This is a genomic window from Kaistia dalseonensis, assembly GCF_030814715.1.
Lineage (GTDB): Bacteria > Pseudomonadota > Alphaproteobacteria > Rhizobiales > Kaistiaceae > Kaistia > Kaistia dalseonensis.
This window is the reverse complement of sequence record NZ_JAUSVO010000002.1, coordinates 397,234-421,552: the sequence shown is the minus strand read 5'-3', so window position 1 is coordinate 421,552 and position 24,319 is coordinate 397,234. Positions and strand designations below refer to the sequence as shown.

The 24,319-nt window shown below is 65.7% G+C and carries 21 protein-coding genes; 14 read left to right on the top strand and 7 right to left on the bottom strand.

Annotation, left to right across the window (positions count from 1 at the left end; translation table 11 throughout):
- Positions 1-17: 17 nt before the first annotated feature.
- The 3 genes from QO014_RS08135 to QO014_RS08125 form a co-directional block, all read right to left on the bottom strand.
- Complete coding sequence (locus QO014_RS08135) at positions 18-899, bottom strand: F0F1 ATP synthase subunit gamma (RefSeq protein ID WP_266348182.1); 882 nt, start codon at positions 897-899, stop codon at positions 18-20.
- 67 nt (positions 900-966) lie between these two features.
- Complete coding sequence (gene atpA, locus QO014_RS08130; protein ID WP_266348181.1) at positions 967-2,496, bottom strand: F0F1 ATP synthase subunit alpha; 1,530 nt, start codon at positions 2,494-2,496, stop codon at positions 967-969.
- Positions 2,496-3,056, bottom strand: coding sequence for a F0F1 ATP synthase subunit delta (locus tag QO014_RS08125; protein ID WP_266348180.1), 561 nt, complete (start codon positions 3,054-3,056; stop codon positions 2,496-2,498). Before QO014_RS08125 ends, atpA begins: the two co-directional genes overlap by 1 nt.
- Before the next feature lie 456 nt (positions 3,057-3,512).
- On the opposite strand from QO014_RS08125, the gene putA reads away from it, so the two are divergent.
- Both putA and QO014_RS08115 read left to right on the top strand, forming a co-directional pair.
- Entirely contained in the window at positions 3,513-7,376 is a 3,864-nt protein-coding gene (gene putA / locus QO014_RS08120; protein ID WP_266348179.1) for a trifunctional transcriptional regulator/proline dehydrogenase/L-glutamate gamma-semialdehyde dehydrogenase, read from the top strand.
- A gap of 170 nt (positions 7,377-7,546) precedes the next feature.
- Positions 7,547-7,951 carry a hypothetical protein gene (locus QO014_RS08115; protein ID WP_266348178.1) on the top strand — a complete coding sequence of 135 codons (405 nt, stop codon included), beginning with the start codon at positions 7,547-7,549 and terminating at the stop codon, positions 7,949-7,951.
- 15 nt (positions 7,952-7,966) lie between these two features.
- Here the strand turns inward: QO014_RS08115 and ccmB are convergent, their stop codons facing one another.
- Positions 7,967-8,635: a heme exporter protein CcmB gene (ccmB, locus tag QO014_RS08110; protein WP_266348177.1), complete on the bottom strand. Its 669-nt coding sequence runs from the start codon at positions 8,633-8,635 to the stop codon at positions 7,967-7,969.
- Positions 8,635-9,234, bottom strand: coding sequence for a heme ABC exporter ATP-binding protein CcmA (gene ccmA, locus QO014_RS08105; protein WP_266348176.1), 600 nt, complete (start codon positions 9,232-9,234; stop codon positions 8,635-8,637). Before ccmA ends, ccmB begins: the two co-directional genes overlap by 1 nt.
- A 297-nt stretch (positions 9,235-9,531) precedes the next feature.
- On the opposite strand from ccmA, the gene acnA reads away from it, so the two are divergent.
- The 4 genes from acnA (at position 9,532) to QO014_RS08085 (ending at position 15,631) form a co-directional block, all read left to right on the top strand.
- Positions 9,532-12,222 (top strand): aconitate hydratase AcnA, encoded by a 2,691-nt coding sequence (gene acnA, locus QO014_RS08100; RefSeq protein ID WP_266348175.1) that lies wholly within the window; start codon positions 9,532-9,534, stop codon positions 12,220-12,222.
- Between the two features lie 207 nt (positions 12,223-12,429).
- Positions 12,430-13,182: a DUF1223 domain-containing protein gene (locus QO014_RS08095; RefSeq protein ID WP_266348174.1), complete on the top strand. Its 753-nt coding sequence runs from the start codon at positions 12,430-12,432 to the stop codon at positions 13,180-13,182.
- Positions 13,183-13,460: 278 nt separating this feature from the next.
- A complete protein-coding gene (locus tag QO014_RS08090; protein ID WP_266348173.1) occupies positions 13,461-14,120 on the top strand; it encodes a hypothetical protein in 660 nt (219 codons plus the stop codon).
- A 59-nt stretch (positions 14,121-14,179) separates the two neighbouring features.
- Positions 14,180-15,631, top strand: a complete 1,452-nt coding sequence (locus tag QO014_RS08085; RefSeq protein ID WP_266348172.1) for a RimK-like ATPgrasp N-terminal domain-containing protein — start codon at positions 14,180-14,182, stop codon at positions 15,629-15,631.
- A gap of 1 nt (position 15,632) precedes the next feature.
- On the opposite strand, the gene QO014_RS08080 is transcribed toward QO014_RS08085, so the two are convergent.
- Together QO014_RS08080 and QO014_RS08075 are read right to left on the bottom strand one after the other, a co-directional pair.
- The gene (locus tag QO014_RS08080) at positions 15,633-16,793 is read right to left on the bottom strand and encodes a CobW family GTP-binding protein (protein WP_266348171.1); all 1,161 of its coding nucleotides are present in this window, start codon (positions 16,791-16,793) and stop codon (positions 15,633-15,635) included.
- The gene (locus QO014_RS08075; protein ID WP_266348170.1) at positions 16,790-18,070 is read right to left on the bottom strand and encodes a D-alanyl-D-alanine carboxypeptidase family protein; all 1,281 of its coding nucleotides are present in this window, start codon (positions 18,068-18,070) and stop codon (positions 16,790-16,792) included. Before QO014_RS08075 ends, QO014_RS08080 begins: the two co-directional genes overlap by 4 nt.
- A 369-nt stretch (positions 18,071-18,439) precedes the next feature.
- Between QO014_RS08075 and QO014_RS08070 the strand changes: the two genes are divergently transcribed.
- From QO014_RS08070 to ureG, 8 genes are all read left to right on the top strand, one after another.
- On the top strand, positions 18,440-19,312 hold the full coding sequence (locus tag QO014_RS08070; RefSeq protein ID WP_266348169.1) for an urease accessory protein UreD: 873 nt from the start codon (positions 18,440-18,442) through the stop codon (positions 19,310-19,312).
- 33 nt (positions 19,313-19,345) lie between these two features.
- Positions 19,346-19,648, top strand: a complete 303-nt coding sequence (locus QO014_RS08065) for an urease subunit gamma (protein ID WP_266348168.1) — start codon at positions 19,346-19,348, stop codon at positions 19,646-19,648.
- An 8-nt stretch (positions 19,649-19,656) separates the two neighbouring features.
- Positions 19,657-19,965, top strand: a complete 309-nt coding sequence (locus tag QO014_RS08060) for an urease subunit beta (protein WP_266348167.1) — start codon at positions 19,657-19,659, stop codon at positions 19,963-19,965.
- Between the two features lie 13 nt (positions 19,966-19,978).
- Positions 19,979-21,688 carry an urease subunit alpha gene (ureC, locus tag QO014_RS08055; protein WP_266348166.1) on the top strand — a complete coding sequence of 570 codons (1,710 nt, stop codon included), beginning with the start codon at positions 19,979-19,981 and terminating at the stop codon, positions 21,686-21,688.
- A 125-nt stretch (positions 21,689-21,813) separates the two neighbouring features.
- Entirely contained in the window at positions 21,814-22,278 is a 465-nt protein-coding gene (locus QO014_RS08050) for a DUF29 domain-containing protein (protein ID WP_266348165.1), read from the top strand.
- On the top strand, positions 22,275-22,961 hold the full coding sequence (locus QO014_RS08045) for an urease accessory protein UreE (RefSeq protein WP_266348164.1): 687 nt from the start codon (positions 22,275-22,277) through the stop codon (positions 22,959-22,961). The genes QO014_RS08050 and QO014_RS08045 overlap by 4 nt, the downstream gene beginning before the upstream one ends.
- Positions 22,909-23,694: an urease accessory protein UreF gene (locus tag QO014_RS08040; RefSeq protein WP_266348163.1), complete on the top strand. Its 786-nt coding sequence runs from the start codon at positions 22,909-22,911 to the stop codon at positions 23,692-23,694. The genes QO014_RS08045 and QO014_RS08040 overlap by 53 nt, the downstream gene beginning before the upstream one ends.
- Positions 23,691-24,317, top strand: coding sequence for an urease accessory protein UreG (gene ureG, locus QO014_RS08035; RefSeq protein WP_266348162.1), 627 nt, complete (start codon positions 23,691-23,693; stop codon positions 24,315-24,317). The genes QO014_RS08040 and ureG overlap by 4 nt, the downstream gene beginning before the upstream one ends.
- Positions 24,318-24,319 lie beyond the last annotated feature (2 nt).

Genomic DNA, 24,319 nt, shown 5'->3' with positions numbered 1-24,319 from the left:
GCCTTCCAAAAATCCGGTCAGAGCGCCTCGGCGCCCGAAATGATCTCGATCAGTTCCTTGGTGATCATCGCCTGGCGCGTGCGGTTGTAGCGCAGCGTGTACTTCTTGATCATCTCGCCGGCGTTGCGCGTCGCGCTGTCCATCGCCGACATCTTGGCGCCCATCTCGGAGGCGACGTTCTCAAGGAGCGCGCCGAGGATCTGGACCGAGATATTGCGCGGCAGCAGGTCTTCGAGGATCGAGGCCTCGTCCGGCTCGTATTCGTAGAGTGCGGTCGTGCCGGCGGCGACATTGTCGTTGGCCGGAACTTGCGCGGGAATGAGCTGCTGCGCGGTCGGGATCTGCTGGATGACCGAGCGGAACTTGGCGTAGAACACGGTCGCGATGTCGAACTGTCCCTCGGCGTAGAGGCTGAGGACCTTGCGACCGATCGCGTCGGCATTCGCAAAGCCAATCTGCTTCACGGAACGAAGCTCGATCAGCTCGATGATTTCCTTCTGGAACTGCCGGCGGAGGGAATCATAGCCCTTCTTGCCGACACAGAGGATCTTCACCGTCTTGCCGGCGCGCTGCAGCGCGAGGGCATGCTCGCGTGCGAGACGCGAGATCGACGAATTGAACGCACCGCAAAGACCACGCTCGGCCGTGCAGACGATCAGAAGATGCGTCTGGTCCGAACCCGTGCCGGCGAGCAGGCGCGGCGCGTCGGCCTGACCGGCGACGCCGGCGGCGACATTGGCCAGAACCGCGCTCATCCGCTCGGCATAGGGGCGGGCCGCCTCGGCCGCAGCCTGGGCACGGCGAAGCTTCGCCGCAGCCACCATCTGCATGGCCTTGGTGATCTTCTGCGTCGCCTTTACGGAAGCGATGCGATTTCTAAGTTCCTTGAGGCTCGGCATGACCGTCCCTGACGAGCGGAATACATGCCGGATCGCGTCGTGCGATCCGGCCCGACACTAAGAGCTCTTAGGCGAAGTTCTTGGCGAACGCGTCGAGCGTCGCCTTGAGCTTCGTGCGGATCTCGTCGTTGAGCTCGCGCTTGGTGCGGATCGCCTCGAGCAGGTCCTTGTGCTCGGTGCGCAGCAGAGCGAGCAGGCCAGCCTCGAACGCGCCGACCTTGTTGACCGGCAGCGGATCAAGATAGCCGTTCACGCCGGCGAAGATCACCGCGACCTGCTCCTCGACCTGAAGCGGCGAGAACTGCGGCTGCTTCAGGAGCTCGGTGAGGCGGGCGCCACGGTTCAACATCTTCTGCGTCGTCGCATCGAGGTCGGAACCGAACTGGGCGAAAGCCGCCATCTCGCGATACTGCGACAGCTCGCCCTTGATCGGGCCGGCGACCTGCTTCATCGCCTTGATCTGCGCGGCGGAGCCGACGCGCGACACCGAAAGGCCGACGTTCACCGCCGGGCGGATGCCCTGGTAGAACAGGTCGGTCTCGAGGAAGATCTGGCCGTCGGTGATCGAGATCACGTTGGTCGGGATGTAGGCCGAAACGTCGTTCGCCTGGGTCTCGATGACCGGCAGTGCCGTCAGCGAGCCATTGCCATTGTCGTCATTCAGCTTGGCAGCGCGCTCAAGCAGGCGCGAATGCAGGTAGAAGACGTCGCCCGGATAGGCTTCGCGGCCCGGCGGACGGCGGAGCAGCAGCGACATCTGGCGATAGGCGACGGCCTGCTTGGAGAGATCGTCATAGACGATCAGGGCGTGCATGCCGTTGTCGCGGAAGAACTCGCCCATGGCGCAGCCGGCGAAGGGCGCCAGATACTGCATCGGGGCCGGGTCGGACGCGGTCGCGGCGATGATGATCGAATATTCGAGCGCGCCGCGCTCTTCGAGCACCTTCACGAACTGCGCGACGGTCGAGCGCTTCTGGCCGATGGCGACATAGACGCAATAGAGCTTCTTCGACTCGTCGCCAGATGCGTTGATCTGCTTCTGGTTCAGGATCGCGTCGAGCGCGACGGCGGTCTTGCCGGTCTGGCGATCGCCGATGATCAGCTCGCGCTGGCCGCGGCCGATCGGGATCATCGCGTCGATGGCCTTGAGGCCGGTCTGCATCGGCTCGTGCACCGACTTGCGCGGGATAATGCCCGGCGCCTTCACGTCGACGCGGCGACGCTCGGTGTATTCGATCGGGCCCTTGCCGTCGATCGGGTTGCCGAGCGCGTCGACGACGCGGCCGAGCAGGCCCTTGCCGACGGGAACGTCCACGATCGCGTTGGTGCGCTTGACCGTGTCACCTTCCGAGATGTCGCGGTCGGAGCCGAAGATCACGACGCCGACATTGTCGGTCTCGAGGTTCAGCGCCATGCCGCGCGTTCCACCGGGGAACTCGACCATCTCGCCGGCCTGGACATTGTCCAGACCGTAGATGCGGGCAATGCCGTCACCGACCGACAGAACCTGTCCGACTTCGGAAACCTGAGCCTCGGAGCCGAAATTCTTGATCTGCTCCTTGAGGATTGCGGAGATTTCAGCGGCGCGGATGTCCATCAGCCGACCTCTTTCATGGCGATCTTGAGTGAATTGAGTTTGGTCCGCAGCGAGGTGTCGATCATGCGGCTGCCGATCTTGACGATCAGGCCGCCGATCAGGGCCGGGTCCACCTGCGGGATGAGGGTGACGTCCTTGCCGATCTGCGCCTTCAGCGCATCCTTCAAGGCCGCGATATGAGTGTCGGACAGCGGCTCGGCGCTGGTGACCTCGGCGGTGACTTCACCGCGATGCCGGGCCAGAAGCTTCCTGAAGTCCGCGATCATGGCCGGCACGACGAAGAGGCGACGGTTCGACGTCGCAACCTTCACGAAATTGCCGACCAGACCGCCAATGCCCGCCTTGTCGAGGACGGCGGTCACGGCGCGAAGCTGATCTTCGGCAGCGAAGACCGGGCTCCTGACGAGACGCTCGAAATCGGCGCTTTCGGCAATGAGGGCAGAAAAACGGGAAAGATCGGCGTCGACGGCATCCAGCGTGCCGCTCTCCAGGGCCAGATCGAAAAGGGCCGTAGCATAACGCCCGGCCACCCCTGAAACGATACTTTGCTCTTCCGCCACCTGATCCTCGCTCTCAGACGCGCTACCGGGCTTCGGCACCGCTCAGGCTATATTTAACAACGCATTGAACGGATTGGAAATTTTCTTGACGGCTTGAAAGCGTCTAGAATGGCCCGCCCGAAGACCGCGCGTTCGTTAGCACAGCCTCCCGCCTATCGCAACACTGGAAGCCCGTGAAATCGAACTGGAAAATCCAACCGGGCGCCGGGTGGGGCTCGTGCTTTTCCGTCGATCGCACATCAATACGGCCGCGCTAAGCGCATCGCGCTCAGGGTCTTACTATTGAGATATTGTGCCGCGATCGACAAAGGCGCTGGAAAGGCCGGTCGCCACCAGGTGAAACCCTCGGCGCTCTGCTTGGCCGGAAAGGTTGCACCTATTGCTTTGAAATAGTGAAACCTGTCGCGGCAAGGCTATGCTATCCATGTCGAGAGATGGGCGAGCGGAAGCATGGGCATGAGCACGACAGTCGGGATCAAGGTCGACGAGGAACTGCGGGCGCGGCTGAAGGCGGCGGCGGAGGGAATCGGCCGCACGCCGCATTGGCTGGCGAAGCAGGGGCTGATCGCCGCGATCGAGCGGGCCGAGCGCGGCGATGTCGCCTGCGCGGATGACGAGGCGGGAACGCCGGACCTGCCGGGCGGATCGCCATCGGGGCTCGATCCGTTCCTCGCCTTCGCCGAGGGCATCCGGCCGCAAAGCGTGCTTCGGGCGCGGATCACCGCCGCCTATCGCCGGCCCGAGACCGAATGCCTGCCATTCCTGATATCCGAGGCCGCTCTCCCCGCTTCGGCGAAGGCGGAGGCGAGCCGTATCGCGCGCGAACTGGTGGAGGCCCTGCGCGCCAAGGCGACGGCCGGCCGCGTCGATGGGCTGATCCGCGAATACTCGCTCTCGACCCAGGAAGGCGTGGCGCTGATGTGCCTGGCGGAGGCGCTGCTGCGCATTCCCGACCGTGCGACGCGCGAGGCGTTGATCCGCGACAAGATCGCGACGGGCGACTGGCAGTCCCATCTCGGCCACAGCCCCTCGCTCTTCGTCAATGCGGCCACATGGGGCCTCGTCGTCACCGGCAAGCTCACCGGCACGGCGAGCGAGCGCAATCTCTCCTCGGCCCTGTCGAGGCTGATCGGGCGCGGCGGCGAGCCGCTGATCCGCAAGGGCGTCGAGATCGCCATGCGGCTGATGGGCGAGCAGTTCGTCACCGGCCAGACGATCGGCGAGGCGCTCGCCAACAGCCGCCGGCACGAGGCCAAGGGCTTCCGCTATTCCTATGACATGCTCGGCGAGGCCGCGATGACGGCTGCTGATGCGGCGCGCTATTACGCCGATTACGAGCAGGCGATCCATGCGATCGGCAAGGCTTCGGGCAAGCGCGGCATCTATGAAGGCCCGGGCATTTCCGTGAAGCTCTCGGCGCTGCATCCGCGCTACTCTCGCGCGCAGATCGATCGCGTCATGGGCGAATTGCTGCCAAAGCTGAAGGCGCTCGCGGTGCTCGCGCGTCATTATGATATCGGCCTCAATATCGACGCCGAGGAAGCGGACCGGCTGGAGATCTCGCTCGATCTGCTGGAGGCGCTCTGCTTCGATCCGGAGCTTGCCGGCTGGAACGGGATCGGCTTCGTCATCCAGGCCTATGGCAAGCGCTGCCCCTTCGTCATCGACTACCTGATCGATCTCGCGCGCCGCAGCCGGCGGCGGATCATGGTGCGGCTGGTCAAGGGTGCCTATTGGGACAGCGAGATCAAGCGCGCCCAGATCGACGGGCTCGAGGATTTCCCCGTCTATACGCGCAAGATCCACACCGACGTGTCCTATCTCGCCTGCGCGCGGCGGCTGCTCGCGGCGCCCGACGCGATCTTCCCGCAATTCGCGACCCACAATGCGCAGACGCTCGCCACCGTCATGACCATGGCGGGCGAGAACTATTATGCCGGCCAGTACGAGTTCCAGTGCCTGCACGGCATGGGCGAGCCGCTCTATGAGGAAGTGGTCGGCCCCGACAAGCTCGGCCGGCCCTGCCGGATCTACGCGCCGGTCGGAACGCATGAGACGCTGCTCGCCTATCTTGTTCGCCGCCTGCTCGAGAACGGCGCCAACACCTCCTTCGTCAATCGCATTTCCGACCCGGATGTCTCGGTCGATGAGATGATCGCCGATCCGGTCGAGGCGGCGGCGCAATTGGTGCCGGTTGGCGCACCGCATCCGAGGATCGCGGCGCCGCGCGATCTCTTCGCCGGCGAGCGGCTGAATTCGGCCGGTCTCGACCTCACCAACGAGCAGCGCCTCGCCTCGCTCGCGGCGACGCTGCTGGGGAGCGGCCGCACGGCCTGGAGCGCGCAGCCGCTGGTCGGCGAGGCGGTCATAGCGGGCGAGGCGGCACCGGTCATCAACCCGGCCGATCACCGCGACCACGTCGGCACGGTGGTCAGCGCCGACGAGGCCGCGATCACCACCGCCTTCGAGAACGCCGTCGGCTTTGCGCCGATCTGGGCCGCCACGCCGCCGATCGAGCGCGCCGCGAGCCTCGAACGCGCGGCGGATCTGCTCGAAGAGCGCATGCCGGCCCTGATCGGGCTGATCGTGCGCGAGGCGGGGAAATCCATTCCGAACGCCGTCTCCGAAGTGCGCGAGGCCGTCGATTTTCTGCGCTATTATGCCGAGCAGGTGAAATCCGGCTTCGAGCCCGATACGCACCGCCCGCTCGGGCCGGTCGTCTGCATCAGCCCGTGGAATTTCCCGCTCGCGATCTTCACCGGCCAGATCGCCGCTGCGCTCGCTGCGGGCAATCCGGTGCTGGCGAAGCCGGCCGAGGAAACGCCGCTGATCGCGGCCGAGGCGATCCGTATCCTGCGCGAGGCGGGTGTTCCCGCCGCCGCGCTGCAGTTCTTGCCCGGTGACGGACGAATCGGCGCGGCACTGGTCGCCGATCCGCATGTGCGCGGTGTGATGTTCACCGGCTCGACCGAGGTTGCGCGGCTGATCCAGAAGAGCCTGGCGCAGCGGCTGACGCCCGAGGGCCGCGTCATTCCGCTGATCGCCGAGACCGGCGGGCAGAATGCGATGATCGTCGATTCCTCCGCGCTTGCCGAGCAGGTCGCGACCGACGTGATCCAGTCGGCCTTCGACAGCGCCGGCCAGCGCTGCTCGGCGCTGCGCATTCTCTGCGTGCAGGAGGATGTCGCCGATCGCATGCTCGCCATGTTGAAGGGCGCGATGGCCGAGCTCGTCATCGGCAATCCGGACCGCCTCGCGACCGATGTCGGACCGGTCATCACCGCGGAGGCGCGCGACAAGATCGAGGCCCATGTCATGGCGATGCGTGGCTGTGGCCTTGCGGTCGAGGCGTTGCCCCTGCCCGAAGGCGCGCGGCACGGCACGTTCGTTCCGCCGACTTTGATCGAGATCGAGGCGATATCCGATGTCGAGCAGGAGGTGTTCGGTCCGGTGCTGCATGTGCTGCGCTATCGGCGCGACGAGGTCGATGCGCTCGTCGACGATATCAACGGCACGGGCTACGGCCTCACCTTCGGCCTGCATACGCGGATCGACGAGACGATCGCGGCGGTCACCAAGCGGATCGAGGCCGGCAATATCTATGTGAACCGCAATGTGATCGGCGCGGTGGTCGGCGTGCAGCCCTTTGGCGGCAACGGCCTCTCCGGCACGGGGCCGAAGGCCGGCGGCCCGCTCTATCTGACGCGCCTGGTCGTGCCACATCCCGATCTGCTGCCCGCGCAGCCCGGCGCCACGCTGGATCCGGCCGCATCGGCGCTTGCGGGTTGGCTCGACGCCACGGGTCGTGGCGAGGTGGCGGCGCGCTGCCGTGACTATGCCTTGCGAGGGGGCCTCGGCGTGCCGCGCGAACTGAAGGGCCCGGTCGGCGAACGGGATATCTATGGCCTGCGTCCGCGCGGCGCCATCCTGATCAGGGCGCAGACGGAGGACGGGTTCTTCAAGGCGCTCGGCGCCGCCCTTGCGGCCGGCAACCGCGTCGTGATCGAGCGGACGGCCGCACGTGACGGTCTGGTCGATTCGCTGCCCGAAGCCGTCCGCGCGCGACTGGCCGCAGTGTCACACGACCTCGCTGCTCCCTTCGACGCCGTGCTGTTCGAGGGCGATGGCGATGCGCTCGCGGCGCTCAACCGGGAGATCGCCGATCGGCCCGGCGCGCTCGTGGCGATCCATGCCGTCTCCGTCGAGGGGCTCGCCTCCGGCCGCGAGGACTTCGCGCTTTCCGGTCTCGTCGAGGAAGTCTCGATCAGCACCAACACGGCTGCGGCCGGCGGCAACGCCAATCTGATGACGATCGGCTAGCCTCATCGATCGACCGCATCTATCCAGAATTGCGGTGGCGACTTGACACAATGCGGAGCTTCGTCAAGCCTGATGCGATCAGGGCGGAGGCGAGAATGAAATCAACAACGATCGCCGTATTGGCGGGAATAGTATGTTTGTCCGGTTGCGTGCAGGCAGTGACCGTTCAGGTGCCATTCAATCCTTCCGAGCATGACTATGCGAAAGGAAAAGGCGATTCCGTCATCTCCGGCCGGGCGTTCATGCGCAGCAGCTATGGCGGCGTCGTCTATGCCTCCGGCAGCACGGTCTACCTCCTGCCCGATACGAGCTATACGCGGGAGATCTACAACAAGGGGTCTCGGGCGTACGGGCCGGTCAATATCTCGAACGGAGATGGGCGCCTCCTGCAATATTTCCGGACGACGCTGGCGGATGGCGCGGGACGGTTCACGTTCTCGGGCATTCCGGCTGGCAGCTATCTGATCGTCACCGAAATTCTATGGATGGCGGACGGTCGGAGACAGGGCGGCGACGTCATGAAGTTCGTCTCCGTCTCTGCCGGCCAGAAGGTCGACGTGGTCCTTTCGCGCTGATTTCGTTCGGCTCCGCTAGTCCAGCGCCGCCCGGATCGCGGCGGCGCCGGCTATCGGGCCGATGACGGCGCTGGCGAGCGACAGCGCGACCAGGATCAGCAGCGGCGTCGCGATGCTCGGGCCGTCGGTCGTTGCGGCCGAAACCGTACTGACGCCGAAAATCAGCACGGGAATGGTGAAGGGCAGCACCAGCACGGCGACGAGCAGGCCCCCGCGGCGCAGTGCCGTGATCAGCGCCGCGCCGATCGCGCCGATGAAGGTCAGTGCCGGGGTGCCGAGCAGCAGCGTCAGCGTGACGAGGCCGATGGCGGTGCCGTCGAGGCCGAGGATCAGCCCGAAGACGGGCGTGCCGATGACGAGCGGCAATCCTGTCGCGAGCCAATGGCCGGTCGCCTTGGCGAGCACGACGAGTTCGAGCGGCAGGCCCGAGAGAATCAGCTGGTCGAGCGTTCCGTCGTCGCGATCGTCCTGGAACAGGCGGTCGAGGCCGAGCAGCGTCGCGAGCAGGGCGGCGATCCAGAGCATGGCCGGCCCGATGCGGGCGAGCAGCGGCATGTCGGGGCCGACGCCGAACGGCACCACGGATACGACCGACAGGAAGAAGACCAGTCCGGTGAACGCGCCGCCGCCGGCGCCGAGCGACAGGCGGGCGGTGCGGCCGATCAGGGCGAGGAAGAAGCCCATCAGCGCGCCTCGAGCGCGAGGGTGGCCGTAGCCGGAACCGGCATGGGGCGGTGGGTGGCGGCAATGGCGAGGCCGCCTCGCGCGAGATGCGCGGCGAGCAGGTCGCCGAAGGTCGCCTCCGCTTCCGCGTCGAGCGCCGAGGTCGGTTCATCCAGCAGCCAGAGCGGCCGGCGGACGAGAAGCAGGCGCGCGAGTCCGACGCGCCGCCTCTGGCCGGCCGAGAGATAGGCGGCGGGAAGATCGTCGAGATGATCGAGGCCGACCTCCTCCAGCGCCGCGATGATGTCGACGCCGGGCGCGCCGGCGATCCGCGTCCAGAGCGCCAGATTGTCGGCGACGGTGAGCGAGGATTTGAGGCCGTCGAGATGGCCGAAATAATGGGCGTGCTCGCCGACCGGCCCATCGGCCGGATCGATCGATATCGTACCTGCGACGTGGGGTAGCAGGCCGGCAATGGCGCGCAGCAAGGTCGACTTGCCGGCCCCGTTGCGGCCGGTGACGAGAAGCAGCTCGCGGCTGCGAAGCGTGAAGGAAAGATCCGCCAGGATCGGCCGCCCACCGCGCTCGACGGCGAGATCGCAGACCGAAAGCTGTCTCATGAACAGGCTTCCGGCGCCGTGCGTCGGGCGCGATCGGGGTGGGATTTATTTTCGAATTGTTCCAAGCGCACGGACTTTCCTTGATCTGGCTTCTCCTTACGAAATTCATTATAAGGCCTGCAACCCGGCGCGCCGGTTGCGCCGCGGTAAAGACCTGCGTCACCACCCCTTTGATGGATCGCGCGCCGAGCCTTCCGCCTCCGCCGTCATCATTGGGTGCGCCTGACCGGGTCGGGCACGGTTCGTGCATCGACTTCGGCCAAGCGTTTCCGCGACCGAACCGAGGACGAGTCCATCGTGAGCACTGAGCATCCCGACAGCTTCAAATCCCGCAAGACCCTTCAGGTCGGCGCGGAGAGCTATGTCTATTTCAGCCTGAAGGATGCGGAGGCGAACGGCCTCGACGGCATCTCCAGCCTGCCCTTCTCGCTCAAGGTGCTGCTCGAGAATCTGCTGCGCAACGAAGATGGCCGTTCGGTCACCAAGAACGACATCATCGCGATCAAGGACTGGCTGGTCTCGCGCGGCAAGGACGAGCGCGAGATCGCCTATCGCCCGGCCCGCGTGCTGATGCAGGACTTCACCGGCGTTCCCGCCGTGGTCGACCTCGCCGCCATGCGCGACGCGATGGTCAATCTCGGCGGCGATCCGAAGCGCATCAACCCGCTGGTGCCCGTCGATCTCGTCATCGACCACTCCGTCATCGTCAATTTCTTCGGCAATGCGCAGGCCTTCGGCAAGAATGTCGAAGAGGAATACAAGCAGAACCAGGAGCGCTACCGCTTCCTGAAATGGGGCCAGTCGGCCTTCGACAATTTCCGCGTCGTGCCGCCCGGCACCGGCATCTGCCACCAGGTGAACCTGGAATATCTTGCCCAGACCGTCTGGACCAAGACGGAGGACGGCGAGACCGTCGCCTATCCCGATACCTGCGTCGGCACCGACAGCCACACCACCATGGTGAACGGCCTCGGCGTGCTCGGCTGGGGCGTCGGCGGCATCGAGGCTGAGGCGGCCATGCTCGGCCAGCCGGTTTCCATGCTCATTCCCGAGGTCATCGGCTTCAAGCTCACCGGCAAGCTGAACGAGGGCATCACCGCCACCGATCTCGTGCTGACCGTGACGCAGATGCTGCGCAAGAAGGGCGTCGTCGGCAAGTTCGTCGAGTTCTTCGGCCCCGGCCTCGACCATCTCTCGCTCGCCGATCGCGCCACGATCGGCAACATGGCGCCTGAATATGGTGCAACCTGCGGCTTCTTCCCCGTCGATAGCGAGACGATCGCCTATCTCGACGAGACCGGCCGCAAGGCCGAGCGCATCGCGCTGGTCGAGGCTTATTCCAAGGCACAGGGCATGTGGCGCGAGCCCGGCCTTGCCGATCCGGTCTTCACCGACGTGCTCGAGCTCGACATCACCACCGTGCTCCCTTCGCTCGCCGGTCCGAAGCGCCCGCAGGATCGCGTGCTGCTCTCCGACACCAAGGCCGGTTTCCTCGCCTCCCTCGAGGGCGAGTTCAAGAAGCCGGGCGAAGCCGACAAGCGCGTCGCGGTCGCCAACAGCGATTTCACCGTCGGTCACGGCGACGTGACGATCGCCGCCATCACCTCCTGCACCAACACCTCCAATCCGAGCGTGCTGATCGCCGCCGGCCTGCTCGCCCGCAATGCGGTCGCCAAGGGCCTCAAGTCCAAGCCGTGGGTGAAGACCTCGCTCGCGCCGGGATCGCAGGTGGTTGAGGAGTATCTGAACTCCGCCGACCTGCAGAAGGACCTCGACGCGCTCGGCTTCAATCTGGTCGGCTTCGGCTGCACCACCTGCATCGGCAATTCCGGTCCGCTGCCGGAGGATATCTCGGTCGCGATCAACCAGGGCGACCTCGTCGCCGCGGCGGTCCTTTCCGGCAACCGCAACTTCGAAGGCCGCGTGAACCCCGACGTCAAGGCGAACTATCTCGCCTCGCCGCCGCTGGTCGTCGCCTATGCGCTCGCCGGCTCGATGCAGATCGACCTCACGACCGAGCCGCTCGGCACCGGTTCGGATGGCCAGCCCGTCTATCTCAAGGATATCTGGCCGTCGAACCAGGAGATCGCCAGGTTCATCCGCGAGAACGTCACCAAGAAGATGTTCCAGGCCAAATATGCGGATGTCTTCAAGGGCGATGTGAACTGGCAGAAGATCGCCGTGCCGCAGGGCGAGACCTATGCCTGGGACGATCGCTCGACCTATGTGCAGAACCCGCCTTATTTCGTCGGCATGTCGCGCGATCCCGAGGCTATCACCGACATCATCAATGCCCGGGTGATGGGCCTCTTCCTCGATTCGATCACGACGGACCACATTTCGCCCGCCGGTTCGATCAAGGAAGCAAGCCCCGCCGGCTCGTATCTGCGCGATCATCAGGTCCGCCCGGCCGACTTCAACCAGTACGGCACGCGTCGCGGCAATCACGAAGTGATGATGCGCGGCACCTTCGCCAACATCCGCATCAAGAACCAGATGCTGGGCGGCAAGGAAGGCGGCTTCACCAAGCATTGGCCCGACGGCACCGAAATGCCGATCTACGATGCGGCGATGAAGTACAAGGCCGAGGGCGTTCCGCTCGTCGTGTTCGCCGGCAAGGAATACGGCACCGGCTCGTCGCGTGACTGGGCGGCCAAGGGCACCAAGCTGCTCGGCATCCGCGCCGTCATCGCGCAGTCCTTCGAGCGCATCCATCGCTCGAACCTCGTCGGCATGGGCATCGTTCCGCTGGTCTTCGAGGAAGGCACGTCGTGGCAGACGCTCGGCCTCAAGGGTGACGAGGTCGTCACCATCAAGGGCATTGCCGGCGATCTGAAGCCGCGCCAGATGCTCGATGCCGAGATCACCTTCGCCGACGGCTCCACCAAGGTCGTGCCGTTCCTCTGCCGCATCGATACGCTCGACGAGCTCGACTACTTCAGGAATGGCGGCATCCTGCAATATGTGCTGCGCAAGCTCGTCGCCTGACGCGCTTTTCTCGACCTTCCCGCGCCGCCGCAGGGCGGTGGCGCGGGTCTGCCCCCCGACCTCTGCAATACGTAACTTTCGCCGCTATACGATCAGTCACCCGAATTTGACTGGCTCGCGATCAAGGACAAGCCTAGCTATTCCAATGCGGGGATGGTGGCGCGAGCATCGGTGTTCACGCTTCTTGGTCGGGATCAATTTCGACGAATGTCGATACGAAAATCAGTCATCGGTGTGCTGCTGCTCTGCCTGGTGATTCCAGCGGCGTCGGCAGGTGCATTGCAGGGCGAGCGGGTTTCCGCCGTTCTCGAGCTGTTCACCAGCCAGGGCTGCGCCTCGTGCCCGCCCGCTGACGAGCTGCTTGAGGAATATGCCAAGCGTCCCGATATCGTTTCGCTCTCCTTCTCGGTCGATTACTGGGATTACCAGGGCTGGAAGGACACGCTCGCGACGCATGAGTTCACCGAGCGGCAGAAGGCCTATGCCGCCGCGCGCGGTGACCGCCAGATCTACACGCCGCAAATGGTCGTGAACGGCCGCAGCCATGTCATCGGCAGCGACGAGACGGCCGTCAACGACGCGCTCGAGGCTGGCCCCGCGCTCTCTGTCCCGATCACGATCGGCAAGACCAGTGATGCGTTCAGTGTTTCCGTCGGCGCGGACGCGGTCGACAATCCCCGCAAGGCGACGCTCTGGCTCGTGCTCTATGAGCGCCATGTCCGCGTCCCGGTCGATCGCGGCGAAAACGGCAGCAAGACGCTCGATTACTACAATGTCGTGCGCAAGATGCGGCCGATCGCGATGTGGCGCGGCGAGCCGATCCAGGTCGATCTGCCGATGGGCGAGTATCACCAGAGCAAGGCCGACGGCTGCGCGGTCCTGCTTCAGGAGGAGGGGCTGGACGGCGTTCCGGGCCCGATACTCGGCGCGGCGCATATCGAGCACAAGGACAGCTGGTAGAACGGAAGCGTCCTGCGGTGTAGCGCCTGCCGTGAAAGGGTGTCTTTCCGTATAAAGAATCCATAGGAAAGTCGCCGTTCCAGTATAGCGATCAATTAATTAGGTAATCTCGCTCCAGGATCTATATTTCGGCCGGGTTTCAATATCAGGGTCGATAGAAGATCATGGATCCATCGGCGATAGAACTACTCGGTCGTGCGTTGGCGGATAACCGCCTGTTTTCCTCGACGTCCGAGCTTCCCCTCAAGTCCATCCGTTCGCAAGCCGAGGCGGAGTCGGTGCAGACCGAGGCCGTCATCGCCTATGCGAGCTGGTCGAAGGGCTACACGGTCACGGGTGCCGATGCGCAGAGCCGCCGGCTGCTCAATCTCCATGAGCCGATCTGCGGGCCGCTGCTCGAGCATGACATCGTGCCGTCCGGCGCGCGTTACCGTCTGCCCCAGGGCACGCTCGGCGTCTGCTGCCAGTTCGTCTTCACCTTCGGCCGTCCCTATCCGATGCCGGGAGAGGCGATCGATCTCGCCTCGCTGCTCCATGCGATCATTCATGGCCGTCCCGGCCTTGTCGTGCTGGCGCGTCGGGTGACGGGCGCCGTTCCGCTGAACGACTGGACCGCCACGGCCGATTTTGGCCTCGCCGCCTGCCATGTGATCGGCGCGGGCGTAGTCGATCCCGGCGATCCGGCGGCCCGTGAGCTATCGATCAGCGCGGTCGTCGACGGGCAGAAGCTCGCCGAGGTGTCGGCCGGCGATGCGCTCCGCGACGCCCTCGACGGATTGGTTCATCTGGCTCGGGTGCTGGCCGGACGCGGCAACGTGACCGAGGCCGGCGACATCGTCGCCGTCAGCGCCTGCTGCGGCATTCTTCAGGCCATTCCCGGCCAGCAGTTCGAGGCCGATTTCGGCCGCTGGGGCCGCGCCACGCTACGCCTGCGCTGAGGGGTCGCGTCGATCGTCGACGCCGCCTTGCCCCCGAACGAACAGAACTCCCGGAGTTGATGATGCGACATGCGACGCTCGTCGTCGAACACGCTGCCGATATCGGGCTGGTCGATACCGACAGCCCCGTGGTCGACGGCAGTCATTTCCTGAGCCGGAGATCGGGCGACCGACACAGTCTGGTGGTCAATCTCTGCGACGTCCGCGACTATCTCTCGCTCGGCTATTATTGTTCGCTGATCGCCGAGGCGCGCGGACAACCGGTCATTCCCGCCGCCAGCACGCTGTCGGTGCTGCAGCAGGGGCCGCTGCAACGCGCCATGCTCAAGGAATTGAGCGCCGAACTGGCGCTGTTGCGGGAAGGTGGCGCGCTCGCCCGGCGCGATGGCCTGATCGTCGTCTTCGGCCGCGCGGTCGATCCTGCCCTGCAGCCGCTCGCCGATCGCGCCTTTGCCGAATGTCCCTGTCCGCTGCTGTCGATCCAGTTCGATGATGCCATGGAGGCGGTGGTGGCGATCCGCGTCATGGGATTGAGCGAGCTGCCCGATAGCTGCCGCCCGGCGCTGGAGCAGGGGCTGCGTGACTGGACGCGCGGTCCGGCCAAGGCGCGCGACATGCGCCCGCATGCCACGCCCAGCATCGCCATCCTGCATGATCCCGACGAGGAACTGCCGCCCTCGCGCGCGGAGACGCTGCGCAAGTTCCGCGAGGTCGGCGCGCGCATGGGCATGCGCATCGCCCTCATCCGCCATGGCGATGCCGCGCAGCTCTCGGCGTTCGACGCGCTGTTCATCCGCGAGACGACGGGCGTGCGCCACGCCTCATTCCGTTTCGCCAAATCGGCGGAGCGCCATGGCCAGCCGGTCATCGACGATTCGCAGTCGATCCTGCATTGCGGCAACAAGATCTATCTGGCCGAGTTGCTGCAACGCCATCACATCCCGACGCCGCGCTCGCTCACGACCAGCCGCGCCGGCCTCGCGGAGGCGGCCGAGCAGCTCGGCTATCCCCTCGTGCTGAAGAAACCGGATGGCAGCAGCGGCATCGGCGTGGTCAAGGTCGATAATCCCGAGGCGCTGGCCGGGCTCGGCCGCGACCTGTTCCGGCATTCCTCGCTGATCGTCGCGCAGGAATGGATGTATACGCCGTTCGACTGGCGCGTCGGCGTGCTGGCGGGCAAGCCGATCTTCGTCTGCCGCTACCGGATGGCGCGTGATCACTGGCAGATCTTCCACCACATTGCCGGTCGCCCGCCCGAGGAGGGCGCGACGGAGGCCGTGCCGATGCGCGCCGTTCCCCGGCAGGTGCTGGCGGTGGCGGTCCAGGCCGCGGAAGCCGTCGGCGACGGGCTCTATGGCGTCGACCTCAAGGAGACGGATGACGGCGTCTTCGTCGTCGAGGTCAACGACAATCCGAATATCGATGTCGGGCTCGAAGATGCGGTCGAGGGCGACGATCTCTATCGCAACATATTGAACGAGTTCCGCCGCCGGCTCGACCTCGCGGTCTGAGTCAGCGCGGCTGGAAGCGGCCGGAGAAGCCGGCGATCGCGAGCGGATTGTCGGCGATCGTACGCGCATCGGCCGTGTCGGTGCGCGGCAGGTCGGAGAAGGCGCCGATGATCGCATCCTCCGCCTCTTCCGGCAGGTCGCGCACGATCAGCACGAGCCGCGAGCGGTGATCGGCGCTCGGCCAGGCGGGCAGGCTCGCCGGCGGATGGAAAATCGTCTGCGCGGCCTGCACGACCAGCGGCCGATCGGGATCGCCCGCCGTCTGGATCAGGCCCTTGATGCGCAGCAGATGCTCGCCGTGGCGCTCGGCCAGGCGGGAGAGGAAATCCTCCAGTGCCGCGCGCGAAATCGGCGTCGCCCGCGTCGCGACGAAGCTGCGAATCCGCGCATCGTGCCGGTTGACGTCGTGATGGGCGTGGGCATCCTCGTGCTCGTGCTCGTGCTCGTGCTCGTGCTCGTGCTCGTGCTCGTGCTCGTGCTCGTGCTCGTCGCCGGCGAGCCATGCGGCGACGTCGGCGATCTTGCCGTCCGTGCTGAAGGGCTGTGTATCGAAGAGCTGCGACGGCTCGGCCTCGCCATCCACGGCATTGAGAATACGCGCCGACGGGTTCAGCCGGCGGATCGTTGCGCGAATGCCCGGATCGGCGGCCGAAAGATCCGTCTTGGTCAGCACGATCCGATCCGCCACGGCGATCTGGCGCGCAGCCTCCCAGCTCGTCTCGATCGTCCTGGCGCCATTGACCGCATCGACCACCGTCACGACGCCGTCGAGCCGGTATCGGATCGAGAGATAGGGGTGCAGCAGCACGCTCTGCAGCACGGGGGCGGGATCGGCGAGGCCGGTCGTCTCGATGATCACGCGGTCGAGCCGCTCGATGCGGTGATTGTCGAGCGCGCGCAGGAGATTTTCCAGCGTGGTGACGAGCGCGCCGCGAATCGTGCAGCACAGACAGCCGGAGGAGAGCTCGATGATGCCGTCCTCGGATTCGCCGACGAGCAGGTGATCGAGCCCGACCGCGCCGAATTCGTTGATGATGACGGCCGTGCCCGCAAGCGCCGGATCCTTGAGCAGGCGGTTCAACAGCGTGGTCTTGCCGGCGCCCAGGAATCCGGTGAGGACGGTGAGCGGGATAGGCGGCTTGCGGCCTGAAGGCGCGGTCATTGCGTCGCCGGGGCCGGCATGTCGGGCAGCGGGGCGATGTCGGTCGATTCGAACGGCACGCCGACTTCGAGCTTGGGCGCCGCCTTGGCCTGCGGCTTCGGGGCCGCGGCCGGCGCGCTCGCCTTGGTCTCCTTCGAGACGGCGGCCTTCTTCGGCTTGCTCTCGGTGCTCTTCTTTGTCGCCTTCGGCTTCTTGGGCGACTTCACGGCGGGCGGGTCGTCCTGCGTATCGGCCGCCGTGGCGACGCCCACGCTGCCATCCGCCTTCCGGATGCCGAGCGTCGTGACCGTGACCGGCTCCATCAGCTTGAAGCGCGGCTCGAGCGCGCTGGCTGTGACCACGTCGTCGATCTTGTCAGCATCGGCTTCGTTCTCGCCGCGATCCTTCTTCTTGCAGACGCCCTCGTCGCGCATGTCGATCACGTCGGGAATCGGCGAGGAGCCGCGCGAATTGGCGAGCGTCGGGCGCTGTCCCGGCAGCGAGAGCATGCCGAAACCCTGGTTGAACAACCGCCCTGCCAACTCGGCGCGATCCTTGGCGTTCTGCGAGCCGAGCACGACGGCGGCGAGCGTCCGCCCGTTCCGCGTCGCCACCGCGACGACGTTGAAACCGGACGAGCAGATGAAGCCCGTCTTCATGCCGACTGTGCCGCGATAGCGCTCCAGGAGCGTATTGGCCGACTTCATGACCTTGTTGCCGGAGCGGATGGCGGAAATGCCGAAGAGCGGGCGCTTTTCCGGATATTCCGTCCAGAGCGCCTGCGCGAGAACGGCGAGATCGCGCGCAGTCGTGTGCTGTCCCGGCCCGGGCAGGCCGTTCGGATTGATGAAATGCGACGATGTCATGCCGAGGCCCGCGGCTTCGGCATTCATCATGGCGACGAAGCCCTCTTCGCTGCCGCCCACCGTCTCGGCGATCGCCATGGCGATGTCGTTCGACGAATGGACCAGCATCATCTTCAGGGCATTGTCGAGATTGATGACCGTCCCGACCTTGAAGCCCATCTTGCTCGGCGGCTCGTCGAGGGCATGGCGCGATACGACGACCTGCGTGTCGAGCGTGATGCGGCCCTGCTTCAGCGCCTTGAACACGACATAGGCGTTCATCAGCTTGGTGATCGAGGCGGGATACCAGAGCTGGTAGGGGTTGCGCTGTGCCAGGACCTTTCCGCTTCCCATGTCGACGACGATATAGGGCGTCTCGATGGCGGCGGCCTTGCCGAGCCCGAATCCGATCAGAAGCAGGGCGGCGAGGAAGCGGGTGATCGATCGCGTCACGGTAGCAGGTCCTGAAAAGGGCGGTCCGACAACGACGCCGCGAGGGCACGAGGCCGGGCGCGCGAAGTCATTCCATACTCGATAAGCGGCGTCCTTGGCAAAGCCGGGAGGCGCCGCGGCGCGGTCACAATTTCGAAGTCCATGAAAAAACGGTGAAAATCGGCCGGTTCCTGTACCGATCTCCTGAGCCGGCACGCCCCGCTCAAGACGACAAACGGTGCTTGCCGCCTTTTCCGTCGGCGGCATATGGACGGCTTCGCCTGCGCCGGGATAACGTGAACTGCGAGGCTGGGCCGCGCCGGATCGGTGCGCCGGGCCGAAGAGACTTTGACGGCGCGTTTCGCGCGCCGCGCATATCGGGGAATGATCATGTCGGCCGTGGTTGCTGCGAACGATCAGGACGCAGGCCAGGGCTTGCCGGTCATCCAGGGCGCGCCGGTCATGCAGCGCGCCAAGGGTCATGCGCGCATTTCCTTCCGCCGCGATGGCGACGCGATCCGCCTCCGGGAATTTCACCAGCAGGGTTGCTGCAAGATCCGTCTGCCGCGCGTCGAGCCGGGCGATCCGCCCGAGGCGGTGCTTCTCAATACGTCCGGCGGTGTCACGGGCGGCGATCATCTCGTCTTCGAGGTCGATATCGGCGCCGGGGCATCCGCCGTCGTCACGACGCAGGCAGCCGAGCGCATCTATCGCAGGCTTGCCGGGGCCGGCCGGATCGAGAACCGGCTGACGGTTGGTGCCGGCGCACGGCTCGACTGGTTGCCGCAGGAGACGATCCTGTTCGATCGGTCCGCGCTCGACCGCAATCTGGAGGTCGACCTCGCCGAGGATGCCAGCGCGCTGCTGCTCGAGAGCATCGTCTTCGGACGCGGTGCCATGGGCGAGACGGTGAAGACATTGTCGCTCGCCGATCGCTGGCGCGTGCGGCGTGGTGGCCGGCTCGTCTTTGCCGACGGCATATCGATCGACGGTGACGCGGCGACGCTGCTCGGACGTGGGGCAACCGGCGGCGGCGCCACGGCGGCGGCGACGCTGGTGCTCCTCGACAAGGCGGCCGGTGCGCGGCTCGAAGCGGTCCGGGCGGCGCTGGAGGGCACGCGCGGCGAGACGGGCGCAAGCGCCTGGGGTGAAATACTGTGCGTGCGTTTTCTGGCTGCAACCAGCCAGATCTTGCGGCAGGATATCGAAATCGTAGCAAAGGCCATTCGCGGTCGGCCCATGTCGCGCGTCTGGCATTGTTGATCATGAATGATGGGGAATCGGTGAGGTCCTGGCATGAATCTGACACCGCGTGAAAAAGACAAGCTGATGATCGCGATGGCCGCGATCGTGGCGCGCAAGCGGCTGGAGCGGGGCGTCAAGCTGAACCATCCCGAAGCGATCGCGCTCATTTCGGACTTCGTCGTCGAGGGCGCGCGCGACGGCCGCACCGTCGCCGACCTGATGGAGGCGGGCGCCCATGTGGTCACCCGCGCCCAGGTCATGCCCGGCATCGCCGAGATGATCCACGACGTCCAGGTCGAGGCGACGTTCCCGGATGGAACGAAGCTCGTCACCGTGCACGAACCGATCCGCTGAGGCCCATCATGATTCCAGGCGAAATCATTTCCGCGCATGGCGACATCGAGATCAATGTCGGCCTGCCGACCGTCACCCTCGACGTTTCCAACGCCGGCGACCGGCCGATCCAGGTCGGCAGTCATTATCACTTCTTCGAGACGAACAACGCGCTCAGCTTCGACCGCGACAAGGCGCGCGGCATGCGGCTCGACATTGCGGCTGGTACGGCCGTGCGCTTCGAGCCGGGCCAGACCCGCACCGTGACGCTGGTGCCCTTCGGGGGAACCCGCGAAGTCTACGGCTTCCAGCAGAAGATCATGGGCGCGCTCGCCTGACAGGAGATTGAAGATGGCTAAGATTTCCCGTCATTCCTATGCGCACATGTTCGGGCCGACTGTCGGCGACAAGGTCCGTCTGGCCGATACCGAGCTGATCATCGAGGTCGAGAAGGATTTCACCACCTATGGCGAGGAGGTGAAGTTCGGTGGCGGCAAGGTGATCCGCGACGGCATGGGCCAGAGCCAGGTGACGCGCGCCGGCGGCGCGGTCGACACCGTGCTGACCAATGCGCTGATCGTCGACCACTGGGGCATCGTGAAGGCCGATATCGGCCTGAAGGGCGGCCGCATCGTCGCGATCGGCAAGTCCGGCAATCCCGACGTGCAGCCCGGCGTCAACATCATCATCGGGCCGGGCACCGAGGTGATCGCGGCCGAAGGCAAGATCGTCACGGCCGGCGGCATCGATTCGCACATCCACTTCATCGCGCCGCAGCAGATCGAAGAAGCGCTGATGTCGGGCGTCACGACCTTTGTCGGCGGCGGCACCGGGCCGGCGCACGGCACGCTCGCCACCACCTGCACGCCCGGCCCCTGGCATATCGGCCGCATGATCCAGGCGATGGATTCCTTCCCGATCAACGTCTCGATCTCCGGCAAGGGCAATGCCTCGCAGCCGGCGGCTCTGGTCGAGATGATCGAGGGCGGCGCCTCCTGCATGAAGCTGCACGAGGACTGGGGCACGACGCCTGCCGCGATCGATTGCTGCCTTTCGGTCGCCGATGATTATGACGTGCAGGTGATGATCCACACCGACACGTTGAACGAATCGGGCTTCGTCGAGGATACGATCGCCGCGATGAAGGGGCGCACGATCCACGCCTTCCACACCGAGGGCGCCGGCGGCGGCCACGCGCCCGACATCATCCGCGTCGTCGGCCTGCCGAACGTCATCCCCTCCTCGACCAATCCGACGCGGCCCTATACGCGCAACACGCTCGAAGAGCATCTCGACATGCTCATGGTCTGCCACCACCTCGACAATTCGATCCCCGAGGACGTGGCCTTCGCCGAGAGCCGCATCCGCAAGGAGACGATCGCCGCCGAGGACATTCTGCACGATCTCGGCGCCTTCTCGATCATCTCGTCGGACAGCCAGGCCATGGGCCGCGTCGGCGAGGTGCCGCTCAGGACCTGGCAGACGGCCCACAAGATGAAGGTCCAGCGCGGCCGCCTCGCGCAGGAGACGGGCGACAACGACAATTTCCGCGTCAAGCGCTACGTCGCCAAATATACGATCAACCCGGCGATCGCGCAGGGCCTCGCCCGCGAGGTCGGCTCGATCGAGATCGGCAAGCGCGCGGACCTCGTCATCTGGTCGCCGGCCTTCTTTGGCGTGAAGCCCGATCTCGTCGTGGTCGGCGGCATGATCGCCGCTGCGCCGATGGGCGATCTGAATGCCTCGATCCCGACGCCGCAGCCGGTGCACTACCGGCCGATGTGGGGCGCCTTCGGCAAGGCGATGACCAATTCATCGGTCACCTTCGTCTCCAAGGCAGCGCTCGACAACGGCATCAAGGAGCGGCTCGGCGTCGACAAGGAACTGGTCGCCGTCGATAACACGCGTGGCGGCATCGGCAAGCACTCGATGATCCACAACAACGCCACGCCGCATATCGAGGTCGATCCGGAAACCTATGAAGTGCGCGCCGATGGCGAATTGCTGACGTGCGAACCGGCGGATGTGCTGCCGATGGCGCAGAGGTACTTCCTGTTCTAGATTGAGGGCATGAGCACGACCAAGCCGAAGCTCGCCGAGCGTCCGACGAAGGAATCCGCCTCTTACGAGGGGGATTTCTTTGCGTGGGCGATGGACCAGGCGCGCCTGCTCAATGAGCCTGTCCGATGAGCACCAAGGCTGCGACCCACCCGGCCGTCGATTACGAAGCGGATTTCTACGCCTGGACGCAGGACCAGGCGGAGAAGCTGCGCGCGCGCCGCCAGAACGAAATCGACTGGGACAATGTCGCCGAGGAGATCGACAGCGTGGGGCGATCGCAACGGAAGGAAATTCGACATCGGCTCGTCGTGCTTCTTCATCATCTCCTGAAATGGGAATATCAGCCCGAGCGTCGGTCCAACAGCTGGCGCGCCTCCATCGGCGAAGCGCGAGCGGAGATCCGCAGCGAAATCGACGACAGCCCGAGCCTGCGTGGTTACCCGGACGAAGTGCTCGCCCGGCAGTATTGGCTGGCTGGGCTGAAGGCGGCAGAGGAGACGAACCTGTCCGAAGCGACCTTTCCTGAAGAATGCCCCTATTCCGTCGAGCAGATACTCGACCCCAACTATTTCCCCGGTACCCCGTCATGATCCGCGCCACTTCCGTCTATCCCGCCGGCCTTTGGTCGAAGGCCGCTTCCGATGTCGTGCTGCTCGATTTCGATGCGCGGCATCGGCGTCGTGTCGCCATGTCGGCCAAGGGCGGGACGGCCTTCCTGCTCGACCTGCCGGAGGCCGTGGCGCTCGCCCATGGCGATGGGCTGTTGCTTGAGGACGGGCGCATCGTCGCCGTCGAGGCGGCGCCCGAGGCACTCGTCGAGGTCACGGCCGAGAACCAGGCCCATCTGGTGCGCATCGCCTGGCATCTCGGCAATCGCCATCTGCCGACGCAATTGCTCGGCGATCGGCTGCGCATCCGCCGCGACCATGTCATCGAGGCGATGCTGGTCGGCCTCGGCGCGATCGTGACGCCGATCGATGCAGCCTTCGATCCCGAGGGCGGCGCCTATGGCCATGGCCGCGTGCACGGCCACGACCTGCCGCATGACGACCATGGCCACGATCACCATGATCACGCCCACCATGATCATGCCCGTGACGATCATCATCATGACGATCAGCATCATGATCACGGCGCGCATGATCATGCCGGCCACGCTCACGCTCACGCCCACAGCCATTCCCATAGCGAATCGCACAGCCATAGCCACAGCGAAGCGCATGACCACGACCATGACGGCCACGACCATCACCACGGCCACACTCATGGCTGATGGGGCCGCGGCGCCGGGACTGGACGGCCCTGCGTGGGACGAGTGGCTCGACGTCGCCGCGCTGCACCGGCTGATGAGCTGGCTGTCGCCGTCCTTTCCAGTCGGCGCATTCAGCTACAGCCACGGCCTGGAATGGGCGATCGAGGACGGCACCGTCACCAGCACGCCCGAGCTCACGCTCTGGGTCGCCGACATATTACGCCATGGCGCCGGCCGCTCGGATGCGATCCTGTTTGCCCATGCGTGGGATGCGGCCATGTGCGACGATGGCGCGGCGCTCGCCGAGATCGCCGCGCTTGCCGTCGCCTTCCAACCATCGGCGGAACGCCGGCTCGAATCGCTGTCGCAGGGACGGGCCTTCCTGCTCGCGCTCCGCGCCGCCTGGCCGGCGCCGGCGCTCGAACATCTTTTGCCGTTCGTCGATGGCGAAGACGGCACGGCCTATCCGGTGGCCGTGGCGCTCGCAGCCGCCGTTCACGGCGTGCCGCGCGGCGCGGCGATCAACGCCTATCTCCATGCCTTCGCCGCCAATATCATCTCGGCCGGCCTGCGCGCCGTGCCGCTCGGGCAGACCGACGGCCAGCGCATCATCGCCGGGCTCGGCCCCATCGTGCACGAGGTGGTGGAGGCCGTGAAGGATCGGCCGCTCGACGCGCTCGGCGGCGCGGTGTTCCGGGCCGATATCGCCAGCATGAAACACGAAACCCAGTATACGAGGCTGTTCCGCTCATGACCCGCTCCCCCAACGGACCTCTTCGTGTCGGCGTCGGCGGCCCCGTCGGCTCCGGCAAGACGGCGCTGATGGATGCGCTGTGCAAGAAGCTGCGCGACGATTACGACATCGCGGCCATCACCAACGACATCTACACCAAGGAAGACGCCGAGTTCCTGACGCGCTCCGGCGCGCTCGATCCCGATCGCATCCTCGGCGTCGAGACGGGCGGCTGCCCGCATACGGCGATCCGCGAGGATGCCTCGATCAATCTGGCCGCCGTGGCCGATCTCAACAAGCGCTTCCCCAATCTCGACGTCATCCTGATCGAATCGGGCGGCGACAATCTCGCCGCGACCTTCTCGCCCGAGCTCGCCGACATCACGATCTATGTCATCGACGTTTCGGCCGGCGAGAAGATCCCGCGCAAGGGCGGCCCTGGCATCACCCGCTCGGACCTGCTCGTGATCAACAAGATCGATCTCGCGCCGATGGTCGGCGCCTCGCTCGAAGTGATGGACCGCGATTCGAAGAAGATGCGCGGCAGCCGGCCCTTCGTCTTCACCAATGTGCGCGCCGGGCACAATGTCGACGAGGTCGTCGCCTTCATCCGCCAGGCGGGCGGGCTGCAAGCCGCGGCGTGATT

Excerpts from the sequence above, each read along its gene's own strand:
- QO014_RS08135 (WP_266348182.1), bottom strand. The coding sequence starts at position 899 with ATGCCGAGCCTCAAGGAACTTAGAAATCGCATCGCTTCCGTAAAGGCG.
- atpA (WP_266348181.1), bottom strand. The coding sequence starts at position 2,496 with ATGGACATCCGCGCCGCTGAAATCTCCGCAATCCTCAAGGAGCAGATC.
- putA (WP_266348179.1), top strand. The coding sequence starts at position 3,513 with ATGAGCACGACAGTCGGGATCAAGGTCGACGAGGAACTGCGGGCGCGG.
- ccmB (WP_266348177.1), bottom strand. The coding sequence starts at position 8,635 with ATGGGCTTCTTCCTCGCCCTGATCGGCCGCACCGCCCGCCTGTCGCTC.
- ccmA (WP_266348176.1), bottom strand. The coding sequence starts at position 9,234 with ATGAGACAGCTTTCGGTCTGCGATCTCGCCGTCGAGCGCGGTGGGCGG.
- QO014_RS08095 (WP_266348174.1), top strand. The coding sequence starts at position 12,430 with ATGTCGATACGAAAATCAGTCATCGGTGTGCTGCTGCTCTGCCTGGTG.
- QO014_RS08085 (WP_266348172.1), top strand. The coding sequence starts at position 14,180 with ATGATGCGACATGCGACGCTCGTCGTCGAACACGCTGCCGATATCGGG.
- QO014_RS08080 (WP_266348171.1), bottom strand. The coding sequence starts at position 16,793 with ATGACCGCGCCTTCAGGCCGCAAGCCGCCTATCCCGCTCACCGTCCTC.
- QO014_RS08070 (WP_266348169.1), top strand. The coding sequence starts at position 18,440 with ATGTCGGCCGTGGTTGCTGCGAACGATCAGGACGCAGGCCAGGGCTTG.
- QO014_RS08065 (WP_266348168.1), top strand. The coding sequence starts at position 19,346 with ATGAATCTGACACCGCGTGAAAAAGACAAGCTGATGATCGCGATGGCC.
- QO014_RS08060 (WP_266348167.1), top strand. The coding sequence starts at position 19,657 with ATGATTCCAGGCGAAATCATTTCCGCGCATGGCGACATCGAGATCAAT.
- ureC (WP_266348166.1), top strand. The coding sequence starts at position 19,979 with ATGGCTAAGATTTCCCGTCATTCCTATGCGCACATGTTCGGGCCGACT.
- QO014_RS08050 (WP_266348165.1), top strand. The coding sequence starts at position 21,814 with ATGAGCACCAAGGCTGCGACCCACCCGGCCGTCGATTACGAAGCGGAT.
- QO014_RS08045 (WP_266348164.1), top strand. The coding sequence starts at position 22,275 with ATGATCCGCGCCACTTCCGTCTATCCCGCCGGCCTTTGGTCGAAGGCC.
- QO014_RS08040 (WP_266348163.1), top strand. The coding sequence starts at position 22,909 with ATGACCACGACCATGACGGCCACGACCATCACCACGGCCACACTCATG.
- ureG (WP_266348162.1), top strand. The coding sequence starts at position 23,691 with ATGACCCGCTCCCCCAACGGACCTCTTCGTGTCGGCGTCGGCGGCCCC.